At 70.9% G+C, this 26,338-nt stretch carries 19 protein-coding genes; 17 read left to right on the plus strand and 2 right to left on the minus strand.

Annotated elements, in window-relative coordinates; translation table 11 throughout:
* The first annotated feature begins 154 nt into the window (after positions 1 to 154).
* From ABD339_RS26560 to ABD339_RS26570, 3 genes are all read left to right on the plus strand, one after another.
* A complete protein-coding gene (locus tag ABD339_RS26560; protein ID WP_344569384.1) occupies positions 155 to 1,081 on the plus strand; it encodes a proline dehydrogenase family protein in 927 nt (308 codons plus the stop codon).
* 109 nt (positions 1,082 to 1,190) lie between these two features.
* Entirely contained in the window at positions 1,191 to 2,822 is a 1,632-nt protein-coding gene (gene pruA, locus ABD339_RS26565; protein ID WP_344569386.1) for an L-glutamate gamma-semialdehyde dehydrogenase, read from the plus strand.
* A 314-nt stretch (positions 2,823 to 3,136) separates the two neighbouring features.
* Complete coding sequence (locus tag ABD339_RS26570) at positions 3,137 to 3,274, plus strand: hypothetical protein (RefSeq protein WP_344569388.1); 138 nt, start codon at positions 3,137 to 3,139, stop codon at positions 3,272 to 3,274.
* Between the two features lie 46 nt (positions 3,275 to 3,320).
* Here the strand turns inward: ABD339_RS26570 and ABD339_RS26575 are convergent, their stop codons facing one another.
* Positions 3,321 to 4,925: a purple acid phosphatase family protein gene (locus ABD339_RS26575; RefSeq protein ID WP_344569389.1), complete on the minus strand. Its 1,605-nt coding sequence runs from the start codon at positions 4,923 to 4,925 to the stop codon at positions 3,321 to 3,323.
* A gap of 248 nt (positions 4,926 to 5,173) precedes the next feature.
* Here ABD339_RS26575 and ABD339_RS26580 point away from each other — a divergent pair, with 248 nt between their 5' ends.
* The 6 genes from ABD339_RS26580 (at position 5,174) to ABD339_RS26605 (ending at position 13,569) form a co-directional block, all read left to right on the plus strand.
* Complete coding sequence (locus tag ABD339_RS26580; RefSeq protein WP_344569391.1) at positions 5,174 to 6,238, plus strand: 3-isopropylmalate dehydrogenase; 1,065 nt, start codon at positions 5,174 to 5,176, stop codon at positions 6,236 to 6,238.
* 271 nt (positions 6,239 to 6,509) lie between these two features.
* Entirely contained in the window at positions 6,510 to 7,616 is a 1,107-nt protein-coding gene (locus ABD339_RS26585; RefSeq protein WP_344569393.1) for a branched-chain amino acid aminotransferase, read from the plus strand.
* Between the two features lie 187 nt (positions 7,617 to 7,803).
* Positions 7,804 to 9,450 carry an alkaline phosphatase D family protein gene (locus ABD339_RS26590; protein ID WP_344569395.1) on the plus strand — a complete coding sequence of 549 codons (1,647 nt, stop codon included), beginning with the start codon at positions 7,804 to 7,806 and terminating at the stop codon, positions 9,448 to 9,450.
* A 340-nt stretch (positions 9,451 to 9,790) separates the two neighbouring features.
* Positions 9,791 to 11,422 (plus strand): citramalate synthase, encoded by a 1,632-nt coding sequence (cimA, locus tag ABD339_RS26595; RefSeq protein ID WP_344569397.1) that lies wholly within the window; start codon positions 9,791 to 9,793, stop codon positions 11,420 to 11,422.
* Positions 11,423 to 11,674: 252 nt separating this feature from the next.
* A complete protein-coding gene (locus tag ABD339_RS26600) occupies positions 11,675 to 13,288 on the plus strand; it encodes an acyl-CoA carboxylase subunit beta (RefSeq protein WP_344569399.1) in 1,614 nt (537 codons plus the stop codon).
* A gap of 11 nt (positions 13,289 to 13,299) precedes the next feature.
* Positions 13,300 to 13,569, plus strand: coding sequence for an acyl-CoA carboxylase epsilon subunit (locus ABD339_RS26605; RefSeq protein ID WP_344569401.1), 270 nt, complete (start codon positions 13,300 to 13,302; stop codon positions 13,567 to 13,569).
* Between the two features lie 207 nt (positions 13,570 to 13,776).
* Here ABD339_RS26605 and ABD339_RS26610 read toward each other — a convergent pair whose 3' ends face one another.
* The gene (locus ABD339_RS26610) at positions 13,777 to 13,998 is read right to left on the minus strand and encodes a hypothetical protein (RefSeq protein ID WP_344569403.1); all 222 of its coding nucleotides are present in this window, start codon (positions 13,996 to 13,998) and stop codon (positions 13,777 to 13,779) included.
* A 555-nt stretch (positions 13,999 to 14,553) separates the two neighbouring features.
* Here ABD339_RS26610 and ABD339_RS26615 point away from each other — a divergent pair.
* The 8 genes from ABD339_RS26615 to ABD339_RS26650 all read left to right on the plus strand — a co-directional run bounded on the left by ABD339_RS26615 (position 14,554) and on the right by ABD339_RS26650 (position 26,295).
* Positions 14,554 to 18,834 (plus strand): sensor histidine kinase, encoded by a 4,281-nt coding sequence (locus ABD339_RS26615; RefSeq protein ID WP_344569405.1) that lies wholly within the window; start codon positions 14,554 to 14,556, stop codon positions 18,832 to 18,834.
* Positions 18,835 to 18,843: 9 nt separating this feature from the next.
* Positions 18,844 to 19,257: a roadblock/LC7 domain-containing protein gene (locus ABD339_RS26620; RefSeq protein ID WP_344569554.1), complete on the plus strand. Its 414-nt coding sequence runs from the start codon at positions 18,844 to 18,846 to the stop codon at positions 19,255 to 19,257.
* Positions 19,258 to 19,324: 67 nt separating this feature from the next.
* Complete coding sequence (locus ABD339_RS26625) at positions 19,325 to 19,738, plus strand: DUF742 domain-containing protein (RefSeq protein ID WP_344569407.1); 414 nt, start codon at positions 19,325 to 19,327, stop codon at positions 19,736 to 19,738.
* A gap of 58 nt (positions 19,739 to 19,796) precedes the next feature.
* A complete protein-coding gene (locus ABD339_RS26630; RefSeq protein ID WP_344569409.1) occupies positions 19,797 to 20,390 on the plus strand; it encodes a GTP-binding protein in 594 nt (197 codons plus the stop codon).
* A 575-nt stretch (positions 20,391 to 20,965) separates the two neighbouring features.
* Entirely contained in the window at positions 20,966 to 24,280 is a 3,315-nt protein-coding gene (locus tag ABD339_RS26635; protein ID WP_425576101.1) for a sensor histidine kinase, read from the plus strand.
* A 10-nt stretch (positions 24,281 to 24,290) separates the two neighbouring features.
* Positions 24,291 to 24,704, plus strand: a complete 414-nt coding sequence (locus ABD339_RS26640; protein ID WP_344569556.1) for a roadblock/LC7 domain-containing protein — start codon at positions 24,291 to 24,293, stop codon at positions 24,702 to 24,704.
* Positions 24,705 to 24,848: 144 nt separating this feature from the next.
* Positions 24,849 to 25,718, plus strand: coding sequence for a DUF742 domain-containing protein (locus ABD339_RS26645; protein ID WP_425576102.1), 870 nt, complete (start codon positions 24,849 to 24,851; stop codon positions 25,716 to 25,718).
* Positions 25,699 to 26,295 (plus strand): GTP-binding protein, encoded by a 597-nt coding sequence (locus ABD339_RS26650; RefSeq protein ID WP_344569412.1) that lies wholly within the window; start codon positions 25,699 to 25,701, stop codon positions 26,293 to 26,295. The genes ABD339_RS26645 and ABD339_RS26650 overlap by 20 nt, the downstream gene beginning before the upstream one ends.
* Positions 26,296 to 26,338: the final 43 nt, after the last annotated feature.

A 26,338-nucleotide genomic window follows, 5' to 3' on the forward strand; every position in this document is an offset into this window, starting at 1 on the left:
CGTCCGTCCATTCTCATACATCTGTCTGAGATGCAGGGCACGGACGCGTGACAGGTGTCGATGGCCGCGAGGTGACGGGAACCTTACGTTCTGGGTGGCTCCCGCGCTCCCGCGCCGTCGAGCCCGGCACAAGAACAATCAGTGGAGGTGCCCAGTGCTGGGACCCGTGCTTCTCGCCGCCGCGCGCAGCGACAGCATCCGCCGCCTCGTCTCCGCCGCGCCGGTCACCCGCCCGATGGTGGACCGGTTCGTGGCGGGCGAGCAGCTCGATCAGGCGCTGGAGGGCATCACGTCGCTCACCTCGCGCGGTATGGAGGTCACCATTGACCATCTGGGCGAGGACATCACCGACCGCTCCGAGGCCCTGCGCAACCGCGATGCCTACCTCGCGCTGACCGAGGCACTGGCCGCCGCCGGGCTGGCGGACCGGGCCGAGATGTCGGTGAAGCTGTCCGCCTTCGGCCAGGCGCTGCCCGGCGGTCACGAGCTGGCCCACGCGAACGTGCTGCCCGTGGTGGAGGCCGCCGCCGCTGCCGGGACGACCGTGACCCTCGACATGGAGGACCACACCACCGTGGACTCCACGCTCGCGATACTCGGCGAGCTGCGCGAGCGCTTCCCCGCCACCGGCGCCGTCGTCCAGTCCTACCTGTTCAGGACCGAGGGGGACTGCCACGCGCTGGCCGGCGAGGGCTCCCGGGTCCGGCTGGTCAAGGGTGCCTACAACGAGCCCGCCGCGGTCGCCTTCCAGGACAAGCGCGAGGTCGACAAGGCGTATGTGCGCTGTCTGAAGATCCTCATGGCGGGCAAGGGATACCCGATGGTCGGCTCGCACGACCCCCGCATGGTGGCCATCGCCCAGGATCTGGCCACGCGTTACGGTCGTAAGCAGGACGAGTACGAGTTCCAGATGCTCTACGGCATCCGCGCCGCCGAGCAGGAGCGGCTGGTGGCCGAAGGCAACCGGATGCGCGTCTACGTCCCGTACGGCACCGAATGGTACGGCTACTTCATGCGGCGCCTCGCGGAGCGCCCCGCGAACCTGGCCTTCTTCTTGAGGTCACTCGTCAGCCGCGGCTGACCGGCCTCGCACAGACCGCTGCCCCCGGCCGGGGGTCCGGGGCCCGCGGCGGGACCGATGAGGAACCGCCGCCCCGGGAAGATGAACGTCACGACACAAGGAGCAACCCGTGGACGCTGTGACCCAGGTCCCCGCCCCGTACAACGAGCCGGTGCACACCTACGCGCCCGGCAGCGCCGAGCGTGCGCGCCTGGAGGCCAAGCTCAAGGAGCTGGCAGGCAACCCCGTCGAGCTGCCGATGACGATCGACGGCGTCAAGCGCATGGGCGGCGGCGCGCGCCACGACGTCGTACAGCCGCACAACCACAAGGCCGTCCTCGGTACCTACGCCGATGCCACCCGCCAGGACGCGCAGGACGCCATCGACGCGGCGCTCGCCGCGGCACCGGCCTGGCGTGCGCTGTCCTTCGACGACCGCGCCGCCATCATCCTCAAGGCCGCCGAGCTGCTGTCCGGCCCCTGGCGCGAGACCATCGCCGCCTCGACCATGCTGGGCCAGTCCAAGACCGCGCAGCAGGCCGAGATCGACGCGCCCTGTGAGCTGGTCGACTTCTGGCGCTTCAACGTGCACTTCGCGCGCGAGCTGATCACCGAGCAGCCGCTGGTGCAGCCGCACGGCGTGTGGAACCGCATGGACCACCGCCCGCTGGAGGGCTTCGTCTACGCGATCACCCCGTTCAACTTCACCGCCATCGCGGGCAACCTCCCCACCGCGCCCGCCCTCATGGGCAACGTCGTGGTCTGGAAGCCGTCCCCGACGCAGACCCACTCCGCGATCCTCCTCATGGAGCTGCTGGAGGAGGCGGGCCTGCCCAAGGGCGTCATCAACCTGGTGACGGGCGACGGCAAGGAGGTCTCCGAGGTCGCGATCCCGCACCCGGACCTGGCCGGCATCCACTTCACCGGCTCGACGGCCACCTTCCAGCACCTGTGGAAGTCCGTCGGGGAGAACATCTCCGGCTACAAGTCCTACCCGCGCATCGTCGGCGAGACCGGCGGCAAGGACTTCATCGTCGCGCACTCCAGCGCCGACCCGAAGATCCTCAAGACCGCCATCACCCGTGGCGCCTTCGAGTACCAGGGCCAGAAGTGCTCGGCCGCCTCCCGCGCCTACGTGCCGCGCTCCATCTGGGAGAGCGGCTTCAAGGACGAGCTGGTCACCGAGGTCGAGGGCCTGGCCATGGGTGATGTCACCGACTTGTCGAACTTCATCGGCGCCGTCATCGACGACCGCGCCTTCGCCAAGAACAAGGCCGCCATCGACCGGGCGAAGTCCGACCCGAGCTGCGAGATCGTCGCGGGCGGCACCTACGACGACAGCGTCGGCTACTTCATCACGCCGACGGTCATCGCCTGCTCCGACCCGGAGAACGAGGTCTTCAAGACCGAGTACTTCGGCCCGGTCATCGCCGTCCACGTCTACGAGGACGCCAACTGGGAGCCGATGCTGGACCAGATGGAGTCCGCCTCCGCCTACGCGCTGACCGGCGCCGTGCTGGCCCAGGACCGCGCCGTGCTGGCCGCCGCCTCGGAGAAGCTGCGCTTCGCCGCGGGCAACTTCTACCTGAACGACCGGCCCACCGGCTCCATCGTCGGCCAGCAGCCCTTCGGCGGTGCGCGGGCCTCGGGCACCAACGACAAGGCCGGCTCGAAGTTCAACCTGATCCGCTGGTCCTCGCCGCGGGCGATCAAGGAGACCCAGGTCGCCCCGACGGACTACCGGTACCCGCACATGGGCTGACCCCGCCGCGCCCCTGTGCGATGAGGGCCCGGCCCCTTCCTCCGCCTTTCCGGCCTCCGGCCGGGAGGTGTCCGAGGGGGCCGGGCCCGGCTGTTTGTGTGGGACTCGTCTCAGATAGTAGGAAGGCCAACTAGTTGGCGAGACATCACGGCTCCGGGCTCCTATCTTTGTAGGAGCCGAACGTCTCGCTCGATCGAGCGCATCGCGGACGTGACGCCGTGTGCCAGGCGCAGGTGACCCCTGCCGCACCGGCTGTCTCCGCCTCCGGCTGTCAGGCACATCTCCCCTCGCTCGCGCAGAAGGAGTTGCTTCCCATGGCCACGCCCACAGCCACCCACACCCACGCCCCCGCCTCCCGGCTCCGCCGCTCGCGTGCTGCGGCCCGCCGCCGCGAAGAAGAGCGCCGCGCCGCCGCCGAGGCGCTCCAGCGCGCTTTCGACCGCCGGGGCTGACCTCGACCGCCACGGCCGGAGCCCGGGCACGGGGCCTGGGCCCGGCTTACGCGGGCCGGACCACGAAGTGGTCGATACGGCGCCCCGACTCGGCCAGGGCCGTCACCACGAGTGACGGCCGCGCCCCCGGCCGGGACTGGACCGCCAGGAACGAGAAGCCGGTGTAGCGGACCCTCGACCACTCGACGTGGTCGCGGCTGCGCGTCCGGCCCTCGCCCCAGTGGAAGGCGGGCACGCTCTCGCGCTCGTCGGAATGCCCCTCGTAGCTGTCCGGCACCGGAAAGTCGTACAGCTTCCGCCCTCCGCCCCCGGCGGTCACGTACACGGTGCCGTCCCGGCCGGGCTCGGTCGCCCCGCCGGTCTCCAGCTTCCGCGTGGGCCTTCCGCCGCGCAGCGGATCGGTCCGCTCGTAGACGTGGTTGTGGCCGTTGATCACGAGGTCCACCCGGTGCGCGTCGAACAGCGTGACCCACTCCTCCCGCACCCCGCCGTCCGAGGCGTGTGTGCTGGTGGAGTACGCGCAGTGGTGGAAGAAGACGACGATGAAGTCGATCCCCTCGGCGGCCCGCAGCCGCTTCAGCTCGCGCGTGAGCCAGCGCGTCTGGGCGCCGTCGGTGTAGCCGCGGTTGGCGGGGATCTCGTGGGAGACGTCGTTGGCGTCGAGCGCGACCACGCCGACGTTCCCGTAGCGGAACGCGTAGACGCCGGGCGCCTTTTCCGGGTCGGGCCCGTTGTCCGGGAGGGACCAGCGCGCCGACTGCCCGGCGTAGCCGTGGGGGGAGTACCACGCCTCCATGTCGTGGTTGCCCGTGGTCACCATCCAGGGCACGCGTGCGGCGACCGACTCGGTCTGGGCGAGGAACTGGTCCCACACGCGCGCGTCGTAGACGTCCGACTCCTTGCCGTGCCCCGAGTCGTCGGCGTAGCACAGGTCGCCGGCGTGGAGGTGGAAGGCGGGGTTCTGGCCCAGCAGGAGCTGGTCGTTGGCGAGCGCGTGGTAGCTCACGCCCTGGTCGCCGAAGGCGGTGAAGACGAACCGCTCCCCGGTGCCGGCCGGCGCGGTGGTGAACGATCCGACGGTGCTCAGGCGTTCGGCCGAGGCCGGGTCGAAGCCCTCGTGACCCACGCCGTAGTAGTACGTCGTGCCGGGGCGCAGCCCGTCGAGCCCCGCATGCAGATACAGCTGCTCGACGGCGGGGATCTCGCGGGAGAGCGCGGGGGTGTGCAGTGGCCGGATCTCGGCCTCGGTGCGGCCTCCCAGGTCCCAGGGCTTGAGTCCGACGCGTACGTAGGGCCGTTTCACCGCGAACGGCACCTGCCAGGAGACCCGCATCTGGGTCTTCGGGTCGGCGCCGAAGGCCAGATGGCGGCCGAACGGTGCCACCCGCGAACCGTCCACCCGCACCGGCGAGGTCACCGGTCCGGGACCGGTGGCGGCGCCGGGCCCGCCGTCGAGCGTGGCCTGCGAAGCGCTGATCAGCCCGGTCGCCCCGGTGGCTCCCGCGACGATGAGCCCTCCGCCGCGCAGCACCCCGCGCCGTGACGGCCTCCGGGAGAGCTTCTCGCGCAGATAGGCGTGCTGCTCGGGCATGCTCATGCGCGCGGCGAGACGGGCGGGGATGCCGACCCGGGGCAGATCGTTGGCTGTCATGGGGAGCGGATTCCCCGTGGCGGACAACTCAGGGGGGACAGGCGGGAGTACACCCGGTGAACGGCGCCCGACCGGGCTTCCGTGCGCCCGAACGCGCTGTCGTCCGCCCGGGCGCGCTGTTATCCGCGCGGCTCCCCCTCCGTCCGCCCGGTCGGACGACAGTGCGGCCGGCAGCGGAAGGGGCAGGGAGGCTGTCCGCCATGTGGACCCGTGATGTCAGGGCGTGGGACGAGGAGTAGGGTCTGCGCATGTCTTCAGGAACGGCCTCCAGCACGGACCGCACCCTCAATCTCGCAGTGATCCCCGGCGACGGTATCGGCCCCGAGGTCGTCGCCCAGGGCCTGAAGGTCCTGGAAGCCGTCCTTCCGCAGGACGTGAAGCTGGAGACACACGAGTACGATCTCGGCGCCAGGCGCTGGCACGCCACGGGGGAGACCCTCCCGGACGCCGAGCTGGAGCGGCTCAAGGAGCACGACGCGATCTTGCTGGGCGCCATCGGCGACCCGGGTGTCCCCTCCGGGATCCTGGAGCGCGGCCTGCTGCTCAAGCTCCGCTTCGCCTTCGACCACTTCGTCAACCTGCGCCCCTCCAGGCTGTTCCCGAACACCGACTCGCCGCTGGCGGGCCGCCCGGACATCGACTTCGTCGTCGTCCGCGAGGGCACCGAGGGACCGTACGTCGGCAACGGCGGCAGCATCCGTACGGGCACCCCGCAGGAGGTCGCCAACGAGGTCAGTGTGAACACGGCCTTCGGTGTGGAGCGGGTCGTACGGGACGCCTACGAGCGGGCCCGGGCGCGTACGGCGAAGAAGCTGACCCTGGTCCACAAGAACAATGTGCTGGTGCACGCCGGCCACCTGTGGAAGAACACCTTCGACAGGGTCGGCCAGGAGTACCCCGAGGTCAGCACCGACTATCTGCACGTCGATGCCGCCACGATCTTCCTGGTCACCGACCCGGCGCGGTTCGATGTGATCGTCACCGACAACCTCTTCGGCGACATCATCACCGACCTCGCCGCCGCCGTCAGCGGCGGCATCGGGCTGGCGGCCTCCGGGAACATCAACCCGGACCGCGAGTTCCCCTCCATGTTCGAGCCGGTGCACGGCTCCGCGCCCGACATCGCGGGCTCCGGCAAGGCCGACCCCACCGCGACCGTGCTGTCCGTCGCGCTGCTGCTGCGCCACCTGGGCTTCGAGGCCGAGGCGGCGCGCATCGACGAGGCGGTCACCGCCGACCTCGCCGAGCGGGCCGGCACCACGCGCTCGACCCAGGAGACCGGCGACGCTCTCGCGGCACGAGTAGCCGGCTAGGGCCTGGATCCTCCGCTCACCAGCGGCCGGGCCCGGTGCCCGGCCGCTGTGCTGTGTGTAGCTGTACGTATCTGTGCTACCAGGCGGTCGGGTGTCACCATCTATCCCAGGACCGCCTCCCCACCCACGTGTGGCCGCTACACATGTCTCCCGCGCGATAATCGAACGTGAGGCCGCCACAGGTCGGGAAGCTCGGACGTCCTAGCACTGGTCCGCATCCGAAGCGAACCGGGGCGCGGTCCGTACCAACACAAGCGAAGGACGCGCTCTCATGACGACGCCCCGTATCGAATTCGAACTCAAGCCCGCCGCGCGGCCCCTGGCCGCCGCCGAACGCGAGGCGGTGCTGGCGAACCCCGGCTTCGGGCGGTATTTCACCGATCACATGGTCACCATCCAGTGGACCGAGGGCAGGGGCTGGCACGACGCCCAGCTCCAGCCGTACGCCCCGCTCCAGATGGACCCCGCGAACATGACGCTGCACTACGCGCAGTCGATCTTCGAGGGCCTCAAGGCGTACCGGCAGCCGGACGACTCCGTGGCGGTCTTCCGCCCGGACGCCAACGCGCGCCGCTTCCAGCGCAGCGCCCGCCGGCTGGCCATGCCCGAACTGCCGGTGGAGACCTTCATCGAGGCGTGCGACCTGCTGGTCCGGCAGGACAAGGAGTGGGTGCCCTCCGAGGGGGAGGCTTCGCTCTACCTGCGTCCCTTCATGTTCGCCAGCGAGGTGGGGCTGGGGGTCAGGCCGGCCGACCAGTACACGTTCATGGTCATCGCCTCCCCGGCCGGCTCCTACTTCACCGGCGGTGTGCAGCCGGTCTCGGTCTGGCTGTCCGAGGAGTACGTGCGAGCCTCGCCGGGCGGCACGGGCGAGGCGAAGTGCGCGGGCAACTACGCCGCCTCCCTGGTCGCCCAGGCCGAGGCCGCGGCCCAGGGCTGTGACCAGGTCGTCTGGCTGGATGCCGTGGAGCGCCGCTACATCGAGGAGATGGGCGGCATGAACCTCTACTTCGTCTACGGCGAGGGCGAGAACGCCCGCATCGTCACCCCCGAGCTGACGGGCACCCTGCTGCCGGGCATCACCCGGGACTCGCTGCTGCGGATCGCCGCGGACATGGGGTACGCCACCGAGGAGGCCCGGATCACCACCGACGAGTGGCGGCAGGGCAACGCGGACGGCTCGATCACCGAGGTCTTCGCGTGCGGGACGGCCGCCGTGATCACTCCGGTCGGCGAGGCGAAGTCGGCGCGGGGCGAGTGGCGGGTCGGCGACGGCGGCGCGGGGGAGATCACCATGAAGCTGCGCGAGGCGCTGCTGGCGGTCCAGACCGGCCAGGCGGAGGACGCACACGGCTGGATGCACCCGCTGGGCTCCTGATCCGGCCGTTGTCGGGCCACGGTCAGGTCGGCCGGACCACCGTCGGGCCGCTGTCCGGCCCGGGTCAGAGCCGACCGACAGTACATGTACCTGACATGTGACGGCCGTGCGGCCGTGACCGGCGGGATACCGGACCCCCCTGTGATAGCGGTGTCATCGACCGCCTCCCGGAGGGCCGACATCCACGATGCCGTACCAGGTGAACCAGCACGGCCAGGAAAGGCAGCAACAGGAGATCGAAAGAGCGGCGGCGGCACTCGGCCGCCGCCGCTTTCTGACCGTCACGAGCGCCGCCGCGGCGCTCGCCTTCGCCACCAACCTGCCCGGCAGCGCCCACGCGGCCGGGGCCGACGCGCGCAAGGCCGTCAGTGACGACCCCTTCACCCTCGGCGTCGCCTCCGGCGACCCGCTGCCCGGCTCCGTCGTCCTGTGGACCCGGCTGGCACCCAAGCCGTACGAGAGCGGCAGCGGGCTGCCGGACGCGCGGATCACCGTCCAGTGGGAGATCGCCCACGACAGCCGCTTCCGCAAGGTCGAACGGCGGGGCGAGACCAGCGCGCACCCCGAGCTGAACCACTCGGTGCACATCGAGGCCGAGGGCCTGGACGCCGACCGGGTGTACTACTACCGCTTCCGCACCGGGAAGTGGATCAGCCCCGTGGGCCGCACCCGCACCGCCCCGGCGCCCGGCGCCGGCCTGACCGACCTGCGGCTGGCCGCCATCTCGTGCCAGGCGTACCACGATGGCTACTACACCGCGCACCGCCACCTCGCCGAGGAGGACGTGGACCTGGTCTTCCACCTGGGCGACTACCTGTACGAATACGCCGTGAACGCGTCCGGCGGCGCCCGCCGCTACACCGACCGCACCCTCCCGGCCGTCTTCGACCGCGAGACCGTCACGCTGGAGGACTACCGGCTGCGCTACGCCCTCTACAAGTCCGACCCCGACCTGCGGGCCGCACACGCCGCACACCCCTTCCTCGTCACCTGGGACGACCACGAGACCGAGAACAACTACGCGGACGACATCCCGGAAGACAACAGCTCCTCCACGGACTTCCTGGTGCGCCGGGCCGCCGCCTATCGCGCCTACTGGGAGAACCAGCCGCTGCGCCGCCCCCAGCGGCCCTCGGGCCCCGACATGCGCCTCTACCGCAGGCTGCGCTTCGGCACGCTCGCGCAGTTCGACATCCTCGACACCCGCCAGTACCGCTCCGACCAGGCGTACGGCGACGGCGCACACGCGCCGGGGCCCGAGTCCGAGGACCCCCAGCGCACCATCACGGGGGCCGCGCAGGAGCGCTGGCTGATCGACGGCTGGCGGGCCTCGGACACCGTGTGGAACGTCGTACCCCAGCAGGTCACCTTCAGCGAACGCCGCACCAACAGCACGCCCGCCTACAAGCTGAGCATGGACGCCTGGGACGGCTACCCCGCCTCCCGCGAGCGGGTGCTGGCGGGCGCCGAGGCCGCCGGGGTGGAGAACCTGATGGTGCTCACCGGCGATGTGCACAAGGGCTACGCCTATGACATCAAGCGCCACTTCGGCGACCAGGACTCGCGCACGCTGGGCACCGAGATCGTGGCGACCTCCATCACCAGCGGCAAGGACGGCGAGGACAAGCCCGCCGACTGGGCCGACTACACCGGCGCCAACCCGCACATGAAGTTCTACAACGGCAGGCGCGGCTATGTGACCGTCCGCCTCACCCCCGGGGAGGCGCGCGCCGACTTCCGCACGGTCTCCGCCGTCACCACCCCCGGCGCGCCGGTCAGGACGGCCGCCTCCTTCGTCACGGAGGCCGGCGACCAGGGGCTGCGCGAGGTCTGAGCCCGGGGCCGAACCGGACCCGTGCCCGGTGGGCGGGCGGAGCTTCCGCATCGTGAGACGCCCAGGGGCGCGGGGGTGGTTGTGTGCCAAACTGCCCCCGTGCCCTCGTTCGTCATGATTATTGGCAGCAGGCGCGCCGGTCCGCAGTGACCGACTGCCGCAGGAAGACCTGTGCGGCAGCGGCCACCGTGCCCCAGACCCGCGCGCAGACCTCTCGCACCCGCGAGGGGTTTTTTCGTTTTCCGGCCGACCATGCCGGGACCGGACGGCGCGAGGGATGATGGGGGCAAGTGGAGCGCATAATTCCGCAACCCACTGATCCAGCCAGGAGTCACCAGCCATGACCACCGAAGCCACCGGGCGACCCGGCGCCCCCAGCGACGCCTTCCACGTCTTCGACACCACCTTGCGGGACGGGGCGCAGCGCGAGGGCATCAGCCTGACCGTCGCCGACAAGCTCACCATCGCCCGTCACCTCGACGAGTACGGCGTCGGCTTCATCGAGGGCGGCTGGCCCGGCGCCAACCCGCGCGACACCGAGTTCTTCGCCCGCGCCCTCCAGGAGATCGACTTCCGGCACGCCCAGCTCGTGGCCTTCGGCTCCACCCGCAGGGCGGGCGTACCCGCGCAGATCGATCCGCAGGTCAAGGCGCTCCTCGACTCCCGGGCCCCGGTCGTCACCCTGGTCGCCAAGGCGCACGACCGGCACGTCGAGCTGGCCTTGCGCACCACGCTCGAAGAAAACCTCGCGATGATCCGCGACACCGTCTCCTACCTGCGCGAACAGGGCCGCCGCGTCTTCGTGGACTGCGAGCACTTCTTCGACGGCTACCACGCCGATCCCGGCTACGCGAAGCAGGTCGTGCACACCGCGCACGAGGCCGGCGCCGAGGTCGTCGTGCTGTGCGACACCAACGGCGGTATGATCCCCGCGCAGATCCAGGCCGTCGTACGCACCGTCGCCGCCGACACCGGCGCCCGGCTGGGCATCCACGCGCAGGACGACACCGGATGCGCCGTCGCCAACACCCTCGCGGCCGTGGACGGCGGCGCCACACACGTCCAGTGCACCGCCAACGGCTACGGCGAACGGGTCGGCAACGCCAACCTCTTCCCCGTGGTGGCCGCACTGGAGCTGAAGTACGGCAAGCGGGTACTGCCCGAGGGCGCGCTGGCCGAGACGACCCGGATCTCACACGCCATCGCCGAGGTCGTCAACCTCACCCCCTCCACCCACCAGCCCTACGTCGGCACCTCGGCCTTTGCCCACAAGGGCGGCCTGCACGCCTCCGCGATCAAGATCGACCCCGACCTGTACCAGCACATCGACCCCGAACTCGTCGGCAACACCATGCGGATGCTCGTCTCCGACATGGCCGGACGCGCCTCGGTCGAGCTGAAGGGCAAGGAGCTTGGCTACGACCTGGGCGGCGATCGCGAACTGGTGGGCCGCGTGGTCGAGCGGGTCAAGGAGCAGGAGCTGAAGGGGTATACGTATGAGGCTGCTGACGCCTCTTTCGAACTGCTGCTGCGCGACGAGGTGCACGGCGGCGCCACCGGCACCGCCCCCCGCTTCTTCCGCGCGGAGTCCTGGCGCACCATCGTCGAGCAGCGCCCCGACGGCGTACAGGTCAACGAGGCGACGGTCCGGCTGTGGGCCAAGGGGGAGCGGGCCGTCGTCACCGGCGAGGGCAACGGCCCCGTCGATGCGCTGGATCGCGCACTGCGCGCCGGACTGGAGCGCCTGCACCCGGAGCTGGCCCGGCTGGCGCTGGTGGACTACAAAGTCCGCATCCTGGAAGGCGCCCAAGGCACCTCCTCCACCACCCGGGTACTGCTGTCGATGAGCGACGGCGGCGCGGGGTGGACCACGGTGGGGGTCGGCCACAACGTCATCGCCGCCTCCTGGCAGGCACTCGACGACGGCTACACCTACGGGCTGCTGCGGGCCGGCGTCCAGCCGCACGACTGACCGGGTGCCGGAGCGACGGCGCTACACTCCGGTGTGCGCTGTGGCAGCGCGTGACCCGCTCGGGCGCGGAGGCACCCCGCCGCCGTCGGGTGGCTGTGCGGACCCCACAACCCCTGACGCTCTTGATGAGAGAAACCACTGCTTGGCGTCGGCGGGGGTGTCGGGTTCTGTCCAGCGCGGCCATGATTCGGGCGTGGAGACTGTACGAATCTGACGACGTCAATCGACCCGTGTGTTTCGTAGGGTCTATACATGACCGATCTGTCCCAGCCGTCACCCCGGACGACGGAGGCCGCGCCCTCCACCGCCCCCGCGCAGGATGCGCGCGGACGCGTCGCCGAACTGCACGCGATCCGGGCCGAGGCGTACCGGGGCCCCAGTGAGCGGGCCACCGAGGCCCAGCACGCCAAGGGGAAGCTGACCGCGCGCGAGCGTATCGAACTGCTGCTGGACGAGGGCAGCTTCCGGGAGGTCGAGCCGCTGCGCAGGCACCGCGCCACGGGCTTCGGCCTCGAAGCCAAGAAGCCCTACACGGACGGAGTGATCACCGGCTGGGGCACCGTGCACGGCCGGACGGTCTTCGTCTACGCGCACGACTTCCGCATCTTCGGCGGCGCGCTCGGCGAGGCGCACGCCGCCAAGATCCACAAGATCATGGACAAGGCGATCGCCGCGGGCGCGCCCCTGGTCTCCCTCAACGACGGTGCCGGTGCCCGGATCCAGGAGGGCGTCTCCGCGCTCGCCGGATACGGGGGGATCTTCCAGCGCAACACCAAGGCGTCCGGTGTCATCCCGCAGATCTCCGTGATGCTCGGCCCCTGCGCCGGCGGCGCCGCCTACAGCCCGGCGCTGACGGACTTCGTCTTCATGGTGCGGGAGACCTCGCAGATGTTCATCACCGGACCCGATGTGGTCCAGGCGGTGACCGGCGCCGAGGTGACGCAGAACGGGCTCGGCGGTGCCGATGTGCACGCGGCCACCTCCGGTGTCGCGCACTTCGCCTACGACGACGAGGAGACCTGCCTCGAAGAGGTCCGCTACCTCCTCTCGCTGCTGCCGCAGAACAACCGCGAGAACCCGCCGGCGGAGCCCACCGAGGACCCGGCGGACCGGCGCTCGGATGCCCTGCTGGACCTGGTGCCCGCCGACGGCAACCGGCCCTACGACATGCGCAAGGTCCTCGAAGAGCTGGTGGACGACGGCGACTTCCTGGAGGTCCACGAGCGCTGGGCGACCAACATCATCTGCGCCCTGGCGCGGATGGACGGCGAGGTCGTCGGTATCGTCGCCAACCAGCCGCAGTCCCTGGCCGGGGTGCTGGACATCGAGGCCAGCGAGAAGGCCGCCCGCTTCGTGCAGATGTGCGACGCCTTCAACATCCCGATCCTCACCCTGCTGGACGTCCCCGGCTTCCTTCCCGGCGTCGACCAGGAGCACGGCGGCATCATCCGGCACGGCGCCAAGCTGCTGTACGCCTACTGCAACGCCACCGTGCCGCGCATCTCCGTCGTCCTGCGCAAGGCGTACGGCGGCGCCTACATCGTGATGGACAGCCAGTCCGTCGGCGCCGACCTGACCTTCGCCTGGCCCACCAACGAGATCGCGGTGATGGGTGCCGAGGGCGCGGCCAACGTCGTCTTCCGCCGGCAGATCGCCGCGGCCGACGACCCCGAGGCCATGCGGGTCCGCATGGTCAAGGAGTACAAGTCCGAGCTGATGCACCCCTACTACGCCGCCGAGCGCGGTCTGGTCGATGATGTCATCGACCCGGCCGAGACCCGCGAGGTCCTCATCCGCTCCCTCGCGATGCTCCGCAACAAGCACGCCGACCTGCCGTCCCGCAAGCACGGCAATCCTCCGCAGTGATGGGAGTACCGATGAGCAACACCCCCCAGGAGCCTGGCAGTACGGGCTCGCCGAGCACCGAAGACGGCGGCGCCGCGCGCGTCGGCAGCCTCGTCCGGGTGGAGAAGGGCGAGGCCAACGCCGAGGAGCTGGCAGCCGTCACCGCGCTGCTCCTCGCCCGTGCCGCCGCCACCTCGCAGCACGCCCAGGTGCCCGCGCGCCGCGGCCGGACGACGAAGGCGGGCTGGCGCCGCCTGGAGCGCCAGCACGGATTCCGCGCGCCGCACAGCTGGCAGGGCTAGACCCTCCGGGCGTCGGACGCAACAGCTCCGGACGCAACAGCGCTCAACGACGACAGCGCGTGCGGGAGTCCTCTTCGGACTTCCCGCACGCGCTGTCGTGTGTGCGGCTTTCCGGCGCTCTGCCGCTTGTCGCTGTCCCCGCGCGGGGCGCCGGTGTGTGGCCCCTGGGGGTGCGGGCCGCCTGCGGCGGGAGCGCGGGCCTCCGGCTCAGTCCGCCGGGGCGTCCACCAGCACGGTGCGGCGGGGGTTGGCGGTGCTCCGGGGGAGCTCGGCCGCGGCGTCGGCCTCGGGAAGCCCCGCGGACTCGCGTGCTTCGTCCGCCTCGGCCGCGGCGACGGCCCGGGTCGTCAGCTCATCCGCGTCCTTGAGGTGCGCCAGAGTGGTGCGACGCGGGTTGGCTATGTTGTGCATGGTCAAGGTGGACTTCACTGTGCCCTTACCTCGTTCGGCTTGCTCGGCTTGTCACTTCAGTACGTTGTGTAAAGGCTGAGAGTAGGCGCGCTATTCCCACTTGAGACGTGACGTAGGCAACGTGCGTACTGTGAGTTTGCTCACGAACCCGTTACCAAAAGCGACATAAGGAATCGTTGAATCCGGCTCCTTAATCGGACAGAGCGGGCTTATGGCGCAATACGCGTCCACTGCTTGCTAGTTGGGCACTGCGTGCCGCTGGGTTTCGCGTAGGTAAAAATCCGGAATTTCGGACCCCTCTTCTACTCCCCGTGAGACGTGGTGAGCGATCGGTGACGGATCTCCACCAGTTATCCACAGCCCTTGTTGGAGATCCGGCACTGTGCTGGAATTCCACGGACCGCCGCAGGACGACACAGACCGGCGCGCGTTTGGCGCAGTGCGGCGCCGCGCGACGGTGATGAGGGGACGCGCCGGTCATCACGACCGCCAGGGGGGCCTTGGAACCCCCACGACTCGATACCGTCCCGCCGTCCAAGCGGGGGGACGCCTGGTCCAGAGGTTGCGACGCTAGTGCAGGGACGTTTCAAGAGGGATGGCAGCGCCGAGGGGGACCCGGAGGCGCGCGGCTCGGCCGACCGAGGGTCGCAGCCCCAGCGCGCCCAGGAGGGTGCGCCCGGCGCGCCTTCCCAGGGTGCGAACGGCCCGTCCGCCGAACTTCAGGGCCCGGGAGGCGGAGTCGCGGGCAAGCAGGCCAAGCAGACGAAGCAGGGCAAGGCCGGAGAGGGCAAGTCCGGGAAGCCGGGCAAGGCGGCCAAGTCCGAGAAGAGCGGCAAGGCAGGTAAGGCGGGCAAGTCCGCCAAGGGTAGTGCCCCTCCCGCCGCCAACGCCCTCCCCGATGTCGGCTCGCGCGCGGCCCTGCGCAACTGGCGCATCAGCACCCGCCTCGTCTCCCTGCTGACCCTCCCGGTCATCGCCGCCACCACGCTCGGCGGCATGCGCATCTCCAGCTCGCTCAGCAACATCGATCAGCTCGACAACATGAAGCGGCTGACCGAGATGACGGAGCAGGCCACCGAGCTTGCCGCCGCCCTCCAGGAGGAGCGCGACCGCTCCGCCGGCCCCCTGGTCAGCACGGGGAACGAGAAGGACGACCTGGTCGTCGCGCCCCGCGAGCAGACCGACAAGGCTTTCCAGTCCTTCAAGGAAGCCTCCGGCGACATCGACGGCAGCGACAAGGTGATGGCGGGCGTCCAGTCGACCGTCTTGGACATCACCCGTCAGCTCAACGACATCAACACCATCCGCGAGCGCGCCTACAAGAACCAGAACTACGTCTCGCAGACGGTCAACAGCTACAACCAGCTCATCGAGTCGCTGCTGTCCCTCTCCCAGGACATGGCGCAGGCGACGAGCAACTCGGAGATGATCCAGAGCACCCGTGCCCTGGCCGCCTTCTCCAGCGCCAAGGAGTTCGCCTCCATCCAGCGCGCGATCATCTCCGCCGGTCTGGCGCACCAGCCCAACCCGCAGCTCTCCGAGAGCGACCGCCTCTACGCCAGGACCGCCACCGACAGTGAGAGCGCCGAGCTGAACAGCTTCGGCCAGATCTACGGCGAGGAGAAGTACAACTCCCTCGCCAAGGCGCTCGACGGCGGCGACGTCAACATCGAGATGGCGGACAAGTACCGCGACCGGATGCTGCACAGCCCGGACGCGATCAAGAAGCAGAAGCGCACCTTCGTCGACTGGATGGACCAGGACGCGTCCAAGATCGACGCCATGGGCAAGATCGAGCGCACCCTGCTGTCCAAGATGGAGCAGCAGGCCCGCGAACTGCGCGCCGAGGCCCAGCGCGAGGCGCTCATCAGCGGCGCGCTCATCCTCCTCGTCCTCGGCATCTCCCTGGTCGGCGCTTTCGTCGTCGCCCGCTCCATGGTCCGCTCGCTGCGCCGCCTCCAGGACACGGCGCAGGACGTCGCCCGCAGGCGCCTGCCCGAGCTGGTCAAGCAGATGTCCGAGGCCGAGCCGCAGGATGTGGACACCTCCGTCGAGTCCGTCGGCGTGCACAGCCGGGACGAGATCGGCAAGGTCGCCGCGGCGTTCGACGACGTGCACCGCGAGGCGGTCCGGCTGGCGGGCGAACAGGCGCTGCTGCGGGGGAACGTCAACGCGATGTTCACCAACCTCTCGCGCCGCAGCCAGGGCCTGATCCAGCGTCAGCTCTCGCTCATCTCCGAACTGGAGTCCCGCGAGGCCGATCCCGACCAGCTCTCCTCGCTCTTCAAGCTCGACCACCTCGCCACCCGCATGCGCCGCAACGGCGAGAACCTGCTGGTCCTCGCCGGCGAGGAGCCCGGCCGCCGCTGGACGCGCCCCGTCCCGCTGGTGGACGTCCTGCGTGCCGCCGCCTCCGAGGTGGAGCAGTACGAGCGCATCGAGCTGAACTCGGTGCCCGCCACCGAGGTCGCCGGCCGCGTCGTCAACGACCTCGTGCACCTGCTCGCCGAGCTGCTGGAGAACGCCACCTCCTTCTCCTCGCCGCAGACCAAGGTCAAGGTCACCGGTCACGCCCTGCCCGACGGCCGGGTGCTCATCGAGATCCACGACACCGGCATCGGCCTCTCGCCCGAGGACCTGTCCGCGATCAACGAGCGGCTGGCCAACCCGCCGACGGTGGACGTCTCCGTCTCCCGCCGCATGGGCCTGTTCGTGGTCGGCCGCCTCTCCCTGCGGCACGGCATCCGCATCCAGCTGCGCCCCTCCGACTCCGGCGGCACGACCGCGCTGGTCATGCTCCCCGTCGATGTCGCCCAGGGCGGAGCGCAGGGTCCCAAGGGCAGGCCCGGCGCCGCCGGCGGCCCCGGCAGCGCGCCCCCGCCGCGCGCACAGAAGGGCGGCAACCTCGCGGCGGCCCTCCAGCGCGGCCCGCAGGGCGGCCCCGGTGCTCCGGGCCTCGGTGCGGGCGCGGGTGCGGGCACCGGCACCGGCTCGACCTCCCGGCTGGGCTCCGTGCCGCCGCGCGGTCAGGTCTCCGGCAGTTCGCAGCGCCCCGCCCTGCCCGGAAGCGGCGAAGCCCCCGGCGGTCAGGGCGGCCCGGGCAGCCAGGGCGGCGCGGCGGAAAGCGGCGTCAACTTCTTCGGTGCCCCGCCCTCCCCGCCCGGCCCCGGCCAGGCACCCGGCAGCCCCAGCAACCCCCCGCTCGCCGGTCGCGGCGGCCCGGCGGCCGAGCTGCCCGGCGGCCCCTCGCAGACCGGTCAGGGCGGTCCGGGCGATACGAGTCAGTTCCCCCAGGTCAGCCCGGACGGGCCTGGCCAGTCGGGTCAGTACCCGCAGCCGGGTGGCCCGGACGGTGCCGGGCAGTCGGGTCAGTTCCAGCAGCCGCGTCCGGACGGCCCGGGTCATACGGGCCAGTTCGCTCTGCCGCAGGCGGGCGGGCCGTCGGAGACGGGGGAGTACGCCCGCCCGGGCGGTCCCCCGCAGGGCGGTCCGGGCGATACGAGCCAGTTCCCCCGGATCACCTCCGAAGGCCCCGGCGACACCAGCCAGTTCCCGCGCGTCACGCCCGACGGCCCCGACAGCACCGGCCAGTACCCGCAGCCGCAGTCGCAGCGGGGCGCCACCGAAGGCCCCGGCAGCACCGGGCAGTTCCCCCAGGTGAGCCCCGAAGGCCCCGACAGAACCGGGCAGCACGCACAGCCGCCGTCGCAGCGGGGCGGCCCCGACGGGCCGGAGCGGACAGGCCAGTTCGTGCGACCCCAGCAGCCCGCACAGCCGACGGCACAGGGGCGCTCCTCGGAGACCGGTGAGTACGCCCAGCCCGAAGGTCCCGGCACCACCGGCCAGTTCGCGCGCCCGTCGTACTCGGACCTCGGCGTCCCCGGCAGCGCCGCCGGACGCCCGGGCGGCCCCTCCGGCACCGGCCCCTCCGGCACCGGGCCGAACGAGCCCGAGCAGGGCCGCCCCAGCTGGGCCAGGGCCGAGCAGAGCCCTGGAGACGAGGACGCGCCGCGCGGACACGACGAGCCCGACACCACGGGCGAGCACGCCAGGCCCGGCTACACGAGCCCCGGTGGCCTCCCCGACGGGGGCCAAGGCACCTTCGGCGGCCCGGCCGGACCCTCGTACGCGCCCGACGGCATACCTTCCGGCCCGCCGGCTCCGGCCGACGCGCCGACGCCGATCTTCGCGTCGATGGAATCCAACTGGTTCCGGGACGCGGACCGCACACAGCCCCCGCAGGACGCGGCCGCCGACCCGGCCCAGGGCCAGCAGTGGCAGGGAGAGCCGGAGTCGCGGGAGCTGACGGGGCAGCAACAGCCGCCGCGTCAGCAGCCGGAGCCGTACCAGCAACTGCCGTCCCCGCAGCCCGCGCAGCAGGGCCCGGGCCCGCAGCCGCAGGGGTCCGCCCCGCGTCCGGCCGGGCCCGCAGCGGCGGCCGTCCCCCCGATGCCCCAGCGCCAGACGGCGCGCGGCATCCCGGAAGGCGGCGCCCAAGGCCGGCCCGGTACCCCGGACGGGCCGGGCATCCCGGGCCAGGTCGCCAACACGGCCGACAGCGGCGCCAATTGGGGTGCCGCGCCCAACGACGAGCGCTGGCGCCGGGCCGAACAGGTCCGGCAGCCGGCCGCGGGCGGAGTCACCACGTCGGGTCTGCCGCGCCGCGTACCCCGCGCCAACCTGGTCGCGGGCACCGCACAGCAGCAGTCCTCCGCACAGTCCGGCCCGCAGGTCTCGCGCTCGCCCGACGATGTGCGCGGCAGGCTGACAAATCTGCGCCGCGGTATCCAGCAGGGCCGCCAGGCCGGTACGGACGGCCGTGGCATTGGCCCCACTTACGAGCAGGAGCGTTAGTTGAGTCCGATGAGCCAGGCGGCGCAGAATCTGAACTGGTTGATCACCAACTTCGTGGAGAGCACCCCAGGGGTGTCGCACACGGTGGTGGTCTCCGCCGACGGACTTCTGCTCGCGATGTCCGAGGGCTTCCCGCGGGATCGTGCTGATCAGTTGGCGGCGGTGGCCTCGGGGCTGACCTCGCTCACCGCGGGCGCCTCCCGCATCTTCGAGGGCGGTTCGGTCAATCAGACCGTGGTGGAGATGGAGCGTGGCTTCCTGTTCATCATGAACATCTCGGACGGCTCCTCCCTCGCTGTCCTCGCCCACCCCGAAGCGGACATCGGCCTGATCGGCTACGAGATGGCCCTGCTGGTGGACCGGGCCGGAGCGGTACTGACCCCGGATGTCCGCGCGGAGCTCCAGGGGAGCATCCTCAACTGACCAGCAAGCTCCCCCCACTTGAGCACCACAGTCCGCCAGCCGACCACATGCCTCGCTCGGAGGAGCCATGACCCCGCCGCCCGCCTCGCCCGACCCGTACGGCGTGCCCAATCCCCACGCGTCGTACGGAGGTGAGGGCGACCAGCCACTGGTGCGCCCCTACGCCATGACGGGTGGGCGTACCCGGCCGCGTTACCAGCTCGCCATCGAGGCCCTGGTCAGCACCAGCGCGGATCCGATGCAGCTACAGGGGCTGTTGCCCGAGCACCAGCGGATATGCCACCTGTGCCGGGAGGTGAAGTCGGTCGCGGAGGTCTCCGCGCTGCTCGCCATACCGCTCGGTGTGGCCCGGATCCTCGTCGCCGACCTCGCCGAGGCCGGAATGGTGGCCATCCATCAGCCCGGCAGCAGCTCGGAGCCCGGCGGTGCCCCCGATGTGACCTTGCTGGAAAGGGTGCTCAGTGGACTTCGCAAGCTCTAGCCCGCAGATGGACCCGACCGGACGTCGGCCGGCCCCGCCGGTGGGCCCCATGGGCTCCATGGGGCAGGCGAGCCAGCAGGGTTACGGCATGCCCGCGGCGGGGCGCTCCACGACCTCCGCGAAGATCGTGGTGGCCGGTGGCTTCGGCGTGGGCAAGACGACCTTCGTCGGCGCGGTCTCGGAGATCAACCCGCTGCGTACCGAGGCCGTCATGACCTCCGCCTCGGCGGGTATCGACGACCTGACCCACACGGCGGGCAAGACGACCACGACCGTGGCCATGGACTTCGGCCGTATCACGCTCGATGACGATCTGATTCTGTATCTCTTCGGTACGCCGGGTCAGGATCGTTTCTGGTTCATGTGGGACGACCTGGTGCGTGGTGCGATCGGCGCGGTTGTGCTGGTGGATACCCGCCGCCTGGCGGATTGTTTCCCGGCGGTGGACTATTTCGAGAACAGCGGACTGCCCTTCGTCATCGCGCTCAACGGATTCGACGGGCATCAGCCCTACTCTCCGGAGGAGGTCCGGGAGGCTTTGCAGATCGGTCCGGACGCCCCGATCATCACCACCGACGCCCGCCACCGTGCCGAGGCGAAGAGCGGACTGATCACCCTCGTGGAGCACGCGCTGCTCGCCCGCCTCAAGTAGGCGGGCCCAGCGGGGCCAGAGAGCCCAGCGGCCTCGGAGGGCCCAGCGGGCCGATGGTGGCCCGGGGCCGGCCGGTAGTGCCGGAGCCCTGGGGGCGCGGGCCCCGCGCCCCGTGTACCGGCGCCCACGGCGCACCCCTCCCGGCGCGTCCCGGACGGCTCGCTCCCGGCGCCGGACCCGGGGCGCCAGGGGCCGTTCGCGGCCCGCGCACACAGCCGGACGGGAAACCGCCCGGTCACCGACGCCGACACGCCGGTGTCCCGGGCGGTGGAATGCCGCCTTCCGTGGCTGTGTTATTCGCCATGTCCGGCTTCGCCTTCATAACGTTTCGACAGGCAATTGCGACCGTGTGAACACAACAGGCGAGCGGAACGTCTCGCTCTGCGCATGAAATCGAGGCCATTTGGCGTGCGACGGCCCCAATGCCCGTTTTTCCGTACCCGCCTTCCATCTCCCTGCGTATTCGTCAAGTGTTTTGAGTGAACGGCCCTGACGTGCTGGAATTCCCGGACTCAGCAGTAGTCCAGAGCGCAAGCTGACCAGGGGGCGCCGAGCGCCGAGAGGTGAGAAGTCGAGTGAGGCGATCCAGGAAGGGAACGCCGGGCCCACGAGACGGGGGCCCTGACGGGTCGAGGGGGAACTTCACCCCGCCGTCACGCGCCGCGGCGCCGCAGGGGCCCCATGCGACGATGCCCCCGGCAGCGCAGCCCAGCAGCGGCGGCAGACTGTCGGTGCGCAACTGGCGCGTGCCCACCCGGCTGAACGCCATCTTGCTCATCCCCGTCCTGGTCGCCCTCGTCTTCGGCGGCTTCAAGGTCGAATCGGACTTCGCCAGATGGCAGGACGCGAAAGAGGCCCAGCGCACCGCCGAACTCGTCCAGGCAGCCGCCGACTACGGCAACGCCCTCATCGACGAGCGCGACCGCACCGCCGAACCCCTCCTCAAGGGCGACCGGAAGGACCCCGAGGTGCGCAGCGCCCGGGCAGCGACCGACCGGGCGGCCAAGAAGTTCAAGAGCGCCGTCTCCCAGCTGCCCGACAACCCCGGTCTCAAGCGCCGTCTCAGGGGCTTCGAGAAGGTCGAGCCCCGGCTGCCGGTGCTGCGCGAGAGCGCGTACACCAAGGATATGAGCGGGGCGGAGACGGAAGAGGGCTACGTCACCATCCAGCACCCGCTCATGGAGTTCGCCAATGAGCTGGGTCTGGGTACGGGCAACATCACCTCCTACGGCCGCACCGTCTACGCCATCTCCCTGGCGAAGGCCGCCGAGTCCCTCCAGCGCTCCATCGGCGTCCACCTGCTGGTCGAGCCGGGATCGGGCAAGAACAAGAAGCAACTGCTCACCGCGCTGGCCTCGTATCACTATCTGGAGCGCATCGCGCAGGGCGAGTACACCTCCGGGGGGCGCCCGGAGGATGTCCAGCTGCTCAAGGACGAGACGGCCAAGGCCAAGGACGCGGGCCGCAAGCGGGTCCAGGACGCCAGGGACGAGGCCACCAGCAACGGCAGACACTTCGTCGCCCCGCCCTCCCTGGACAAGATGACCGAGACCATCGGCAGCGACCCGGGCCGGGGAGAGCTGCGCTCGGCGGGCATCACCACCCAGAGCTGGTTCACCGCCTCCACCGGTACCTTCGACGCCTACCGCGCCGTCGAGAAGCAGCTGACGCGGCACGCGGTGGACGAAGCCCGGCAGATCGCCTCCGACGCCCGGCGCAACGCGATCATCAACTCCTCGGTCGTGCTGGTCGCGCTGCTGTTCGCGTTCGTCATCGCCGGCCGGATGGCCCGCTCGATGAGCCGCAGCATGCGCAGCCTGCGCACCGCCGCCTTCGACGTCGCCGAGCAGCGGCTCCCGGCGCTGGTCGATCAGCTCTCCCGCACCGATCCCGGCCGGGTGGACACCCGTGTCCAGCCCATCCCGCTCACCAGCCGGGACGAGATCGGCGAGGTGGCACGCGCCTTCGACCAGGTGCACCGCGAGGCCGTGCGGCTCGCCGCCGAACAGGCGCTGCTGCGCGGCAACGTCAACGCGATCTTCACCAACCTCTCGCGCCGCAACCAGGGCCTCATCGAGCGCCAGCTGGGCCTCGTCTCCGAGATGGAGAGCGGCGAGGCCGACCCGGAGCAGCTCCAAAAGCTCTTCCGGATGGACCACATCGCCACGCGCATGCGCCGCAACGGCGAGAACCTGCTGGTCCTCGCGGGCGAGGAGCCCGGCCGCCGCTGGAGCGAGCCCGTCCCGCTGGTGGACATCCTGCGCGCCGCCGCCTCCGAGGTGGAGCACTACGAGCGCATCGAGATCTCCGGGGTTCCCGAGACCGACATCCACGCCCAGGTCGTCAACGACCTCGTGCACCTGCTGGCCGAGCTGCTGGAGAACGCCACCTCCTTCTCCTCGCCGCAGACCAGGGTGCGGGTGACCGCGACACGGCTGCCCGACGGCCGGATGATGATCGAGATCCACGACAAGGGAATCGGCCTGACCGCCGAGGACTTCGCGGACATCAATCACAAGCTGGCCAACCCGCCCACCGTGGACGCCACGATCTCCCAGCGCATGGGCCTGTTCGTGGTCGGCCGCCTCGCCGACCGGCACAGCATCCGCGTCCAGCTGCGCCCCTCCGGGGAACAGGCCGGCACCACCTCGCTGGTGATGCTCCCCGACGACATCACACACGGCGGCGGCGGTGAGGACGGCCCCGAGGAGGAGTTCTCGGTCTCGCGGATCGTGCCCGAACAGCCGGGCAGCCGGCCCGCTGGCCCGTCGCCTGTCGGATCCTCTCCATCGGCAGCCGAACTCGGCTTCGACGACTCGCGCTACGGCGCCTCCGACGATCTCTCCTCGCTGGGCCCGGTGGGCCGCTCCCGGCGGCGGGAGGAGCGCCGTGCGGCGCTGGGGGCCCAGCAGCGCGGCGAGTCCCCGCAGCTCCCGTCGGGCGGCGAGGGCGGCGAAGCCGCCGGCGGGTCGTACGGACAGCCCTACGGCGCCGGCGGCCAGCACCACCCGCAACAGCCGTACGCCCAGCCCCCACAGCCCCAGCCTCGGTTCCAGCAGTCGCCGTCGGAGCTGGCCGACCCCTACGGGCAGCGGCAGGCCCCGTCGCCCTATGGCGGACAGCCCGCGCGGACGCCCTACGGGCAGCCCGCGGACACGCCGTACGGACAGCGGCCCGCGCAGGCGCCGTACGAGCAGCCGTACGAAGCGGGTGCCGCGTGGCACGAGCAGTCCGCCGCTGCGCCCCCTGAGCAGCCCTCCACGACGCCCTACGGGCTGCCCGCCGGGCAGCCCGCGCTGGGCCCGGTCGCTCCCCAACAGGGCCTGTACGGGGGCCAGTACGCTGCGCAGCAGTCAGAAGCGGAATCTGCTCCCGGCATTCCCGAGGGGGAGCAGGACCGCGTAGGCTTCGACCGTCCGGGTCCCCTCCCGAGCAGCTACCGCTCCACTACCGATGCTGGTCTTCCACGTCGTGAGCCGGGGCGACCGCAGCAGGAAGGGGCTCAGACAGCGCAACACCAGGCCCGTCCCGACGGCTTGGGCAACTCGCCCGAGCAGGCCGTACAGCCCTCGTCGCAGGAGGAAACCGGAACCCACCGGCGGTCCCCCAACGACGAACGCTGGGACAGGGCCGGACAGTTGCGTGCTCCCCAGGCCGGCGGCGTCACCTCGTCCGGCCTGCCGCGGCGGGTGCCCAGGGCCAACCTGGTCGAGGGCGCCGCGGAAGAGAGCCCGCAGGGCGGACCCTCGGTCTCCCGCGCACCCGAGGACGTGCGCGGAAGACTGAGCAACCTGCACCGTGGCGTCCGCCGAGGGCGCACAGCGGGCGACGCCAACCAGAATGACCGACAGGGCTTCGGCCCCGGCAGCACCTACGATCAGGAGCGTTAGTGTGAGCCCGATGAGCCAGGCGGCGCAGAACCTGAACTGGTTGATCACCAACTTCGTGGAGAGCACCCCAGGGGTGTCGCACACGGTGGTGGTCTCCGCCGACGGACTTCTGCTCGCGATGTCCGAGGGCTTCCCGCGGGATCGCGCCGACCAGTTGGCGGCGGTCGCCTCGGGGCTGACCTCGCTCACCGCGGGCGCCTCCCGCATCTTCGAGGGCGGTTCGGTCAACCAGACCGTGGTGGAGATGGAGCGTGGCTTCCTGTTCATCATGTCCATCTCGGACGGCTCCTCCCTCGCCGTCCTCGCCCACCCGGAGGCCGATATCGGTCTTGTCGGATACGAGATGGCGCTGCTCGTGGACCGCGCCGGAAACGTCCTCACCCCGGACCTGCGCGCCGAACTGCAGGGCAGTCTTCTCAACTAGGACTCAACCGCCGGACGGCAGTGCACATCACGTCCGGGCACCATAAAGTGCGGGGACGCGGTGCCGAGCACGAGCGTTGAGAGAGCAGGGACAGCCCCGAACCAGACGCAGCGGCCCGTATGTCCGTGAGCCGGAGGAGGAAACGTGGCAACGCCCCCAGGAGGTCCGTCGTCGTACGACAGCGGCCCACAGCAGCCGCAGGACGCCCAGTCCGCCGCCGCGGGCGGGGACGTGCCTTTCCTGAACCGCTTCAACTTCCCCTCCGCGCCCAGCGAGTCCGTGCAGACCTCCTCCTCGCCCCAGCCGCCCGCCCAGCCCCGGCCGCCGCAGCGCACGCGGCCGTCGCAGCGGCTCCAGCAGCCGCAGTACCCGCACGCGGGACAGCACGGCCTGCCGGGGCAGCCGGGGCAGTCAGGCCACATGGGACAGCCGGGGCCCGGGGAACAGTGGATGCGGCAGGAGCAGAGCCAGTACCCGCAGCCCCAGTACGGCGGCGGGCACGGCGCTCAGTCTGAATCCCACCAGCCGCACCCTTCGCACGAGCCTCAGCCGTACCAGCCAGAGGCCCACCCCCACCAGCCGCAGCCCCCCCGCATCCAGCCGGTGGAGCCCACGCCCGGTGAGACATCCGGCACCGCCGACCACGGTGACCCGTATTCGGTACCGCCGCAGCAGCCACTGGTGCGGCCGTACGCCATGACGGGCGGCCGGACCCGTCCCCGCTACCAGCTCGCCATCGAGGCACTGGTGCACACCACGGCCGAAGCCGCACAGCTCCAGGGTCAGCTCCCGGAGCACCAGCGCATCTGCCGCCTGTGCTACGAGATCAAGTCGGTCGCCGAGATCTCCGCACTGTTGACCATCCCGCTCGGCGTCGCCCGGATCCTCGTCGCCGACTTGGCCGAGGCCGGACTCGTCGCCATCCACCAGCCCGGCGGCGAGACGACCAGCGCCGACGGCCAACCAGACGTGACACTGCTCGAAAGGGTGCTCAGTGGACTTCGGAAGCTCTAGCGGCGGGCCCGTCGGGGGTACGACAGCCCGCTCCACGACCTCCGCGAAGATCGTGGTGGCCGGTGGCTTCGGCGTGGGCAAGACGACCTTCGTCGGCGCGGTCTCGGAGATCAACCCGCTGCGTACCGAGGCCGTCATGACCTCCGCCTCGGCGGGTATCGACGACCTGACCCACACCGCGGACAAGACCACCACCACGGTGGCCATGGACTTCGGCCGTATCACCCTGGACCAGGACCTGATCCTGTACCTGTTCGGTACGCCGGGTCAGGACCGGTTCTGGTTCATGTGGGACGACCTGGTGCGTGGTGCGATCGGCGCGGTTGTGCTGGTGGATACCCGCCGCCTGGCGGACTGCTTCCCGGCGGTGGACTATTTCGAGAACAGCGGACTGCCCTTCGTCATCGCGCTCAACGGATTCGACGGGCATCAGCCCTACTCCCCGGAGGAGGTCCGCGAAGCCCTCCAGATCGGTCCGGACGCCCCGATCATCACCACCGACGCCCGCCACCGCGCGGACGCGAAGAGCGCGTTGATCACCCTGGTCGAGCACGCCCTGATGGCCCGGCTCCGCTGACGAGCGCCCCCACCGGGGCACCGGCCGGCGGCCGGGGGAGTGG

Source organism: Streptomyces axinellae (assembly GCF_039532135.1).
Lineage (GTDB): Bacteria > Actinomycetota > Actinomycetes > Streptomycetales > Streptomycetaceae > Streptomyces > Streptomyces axinellae.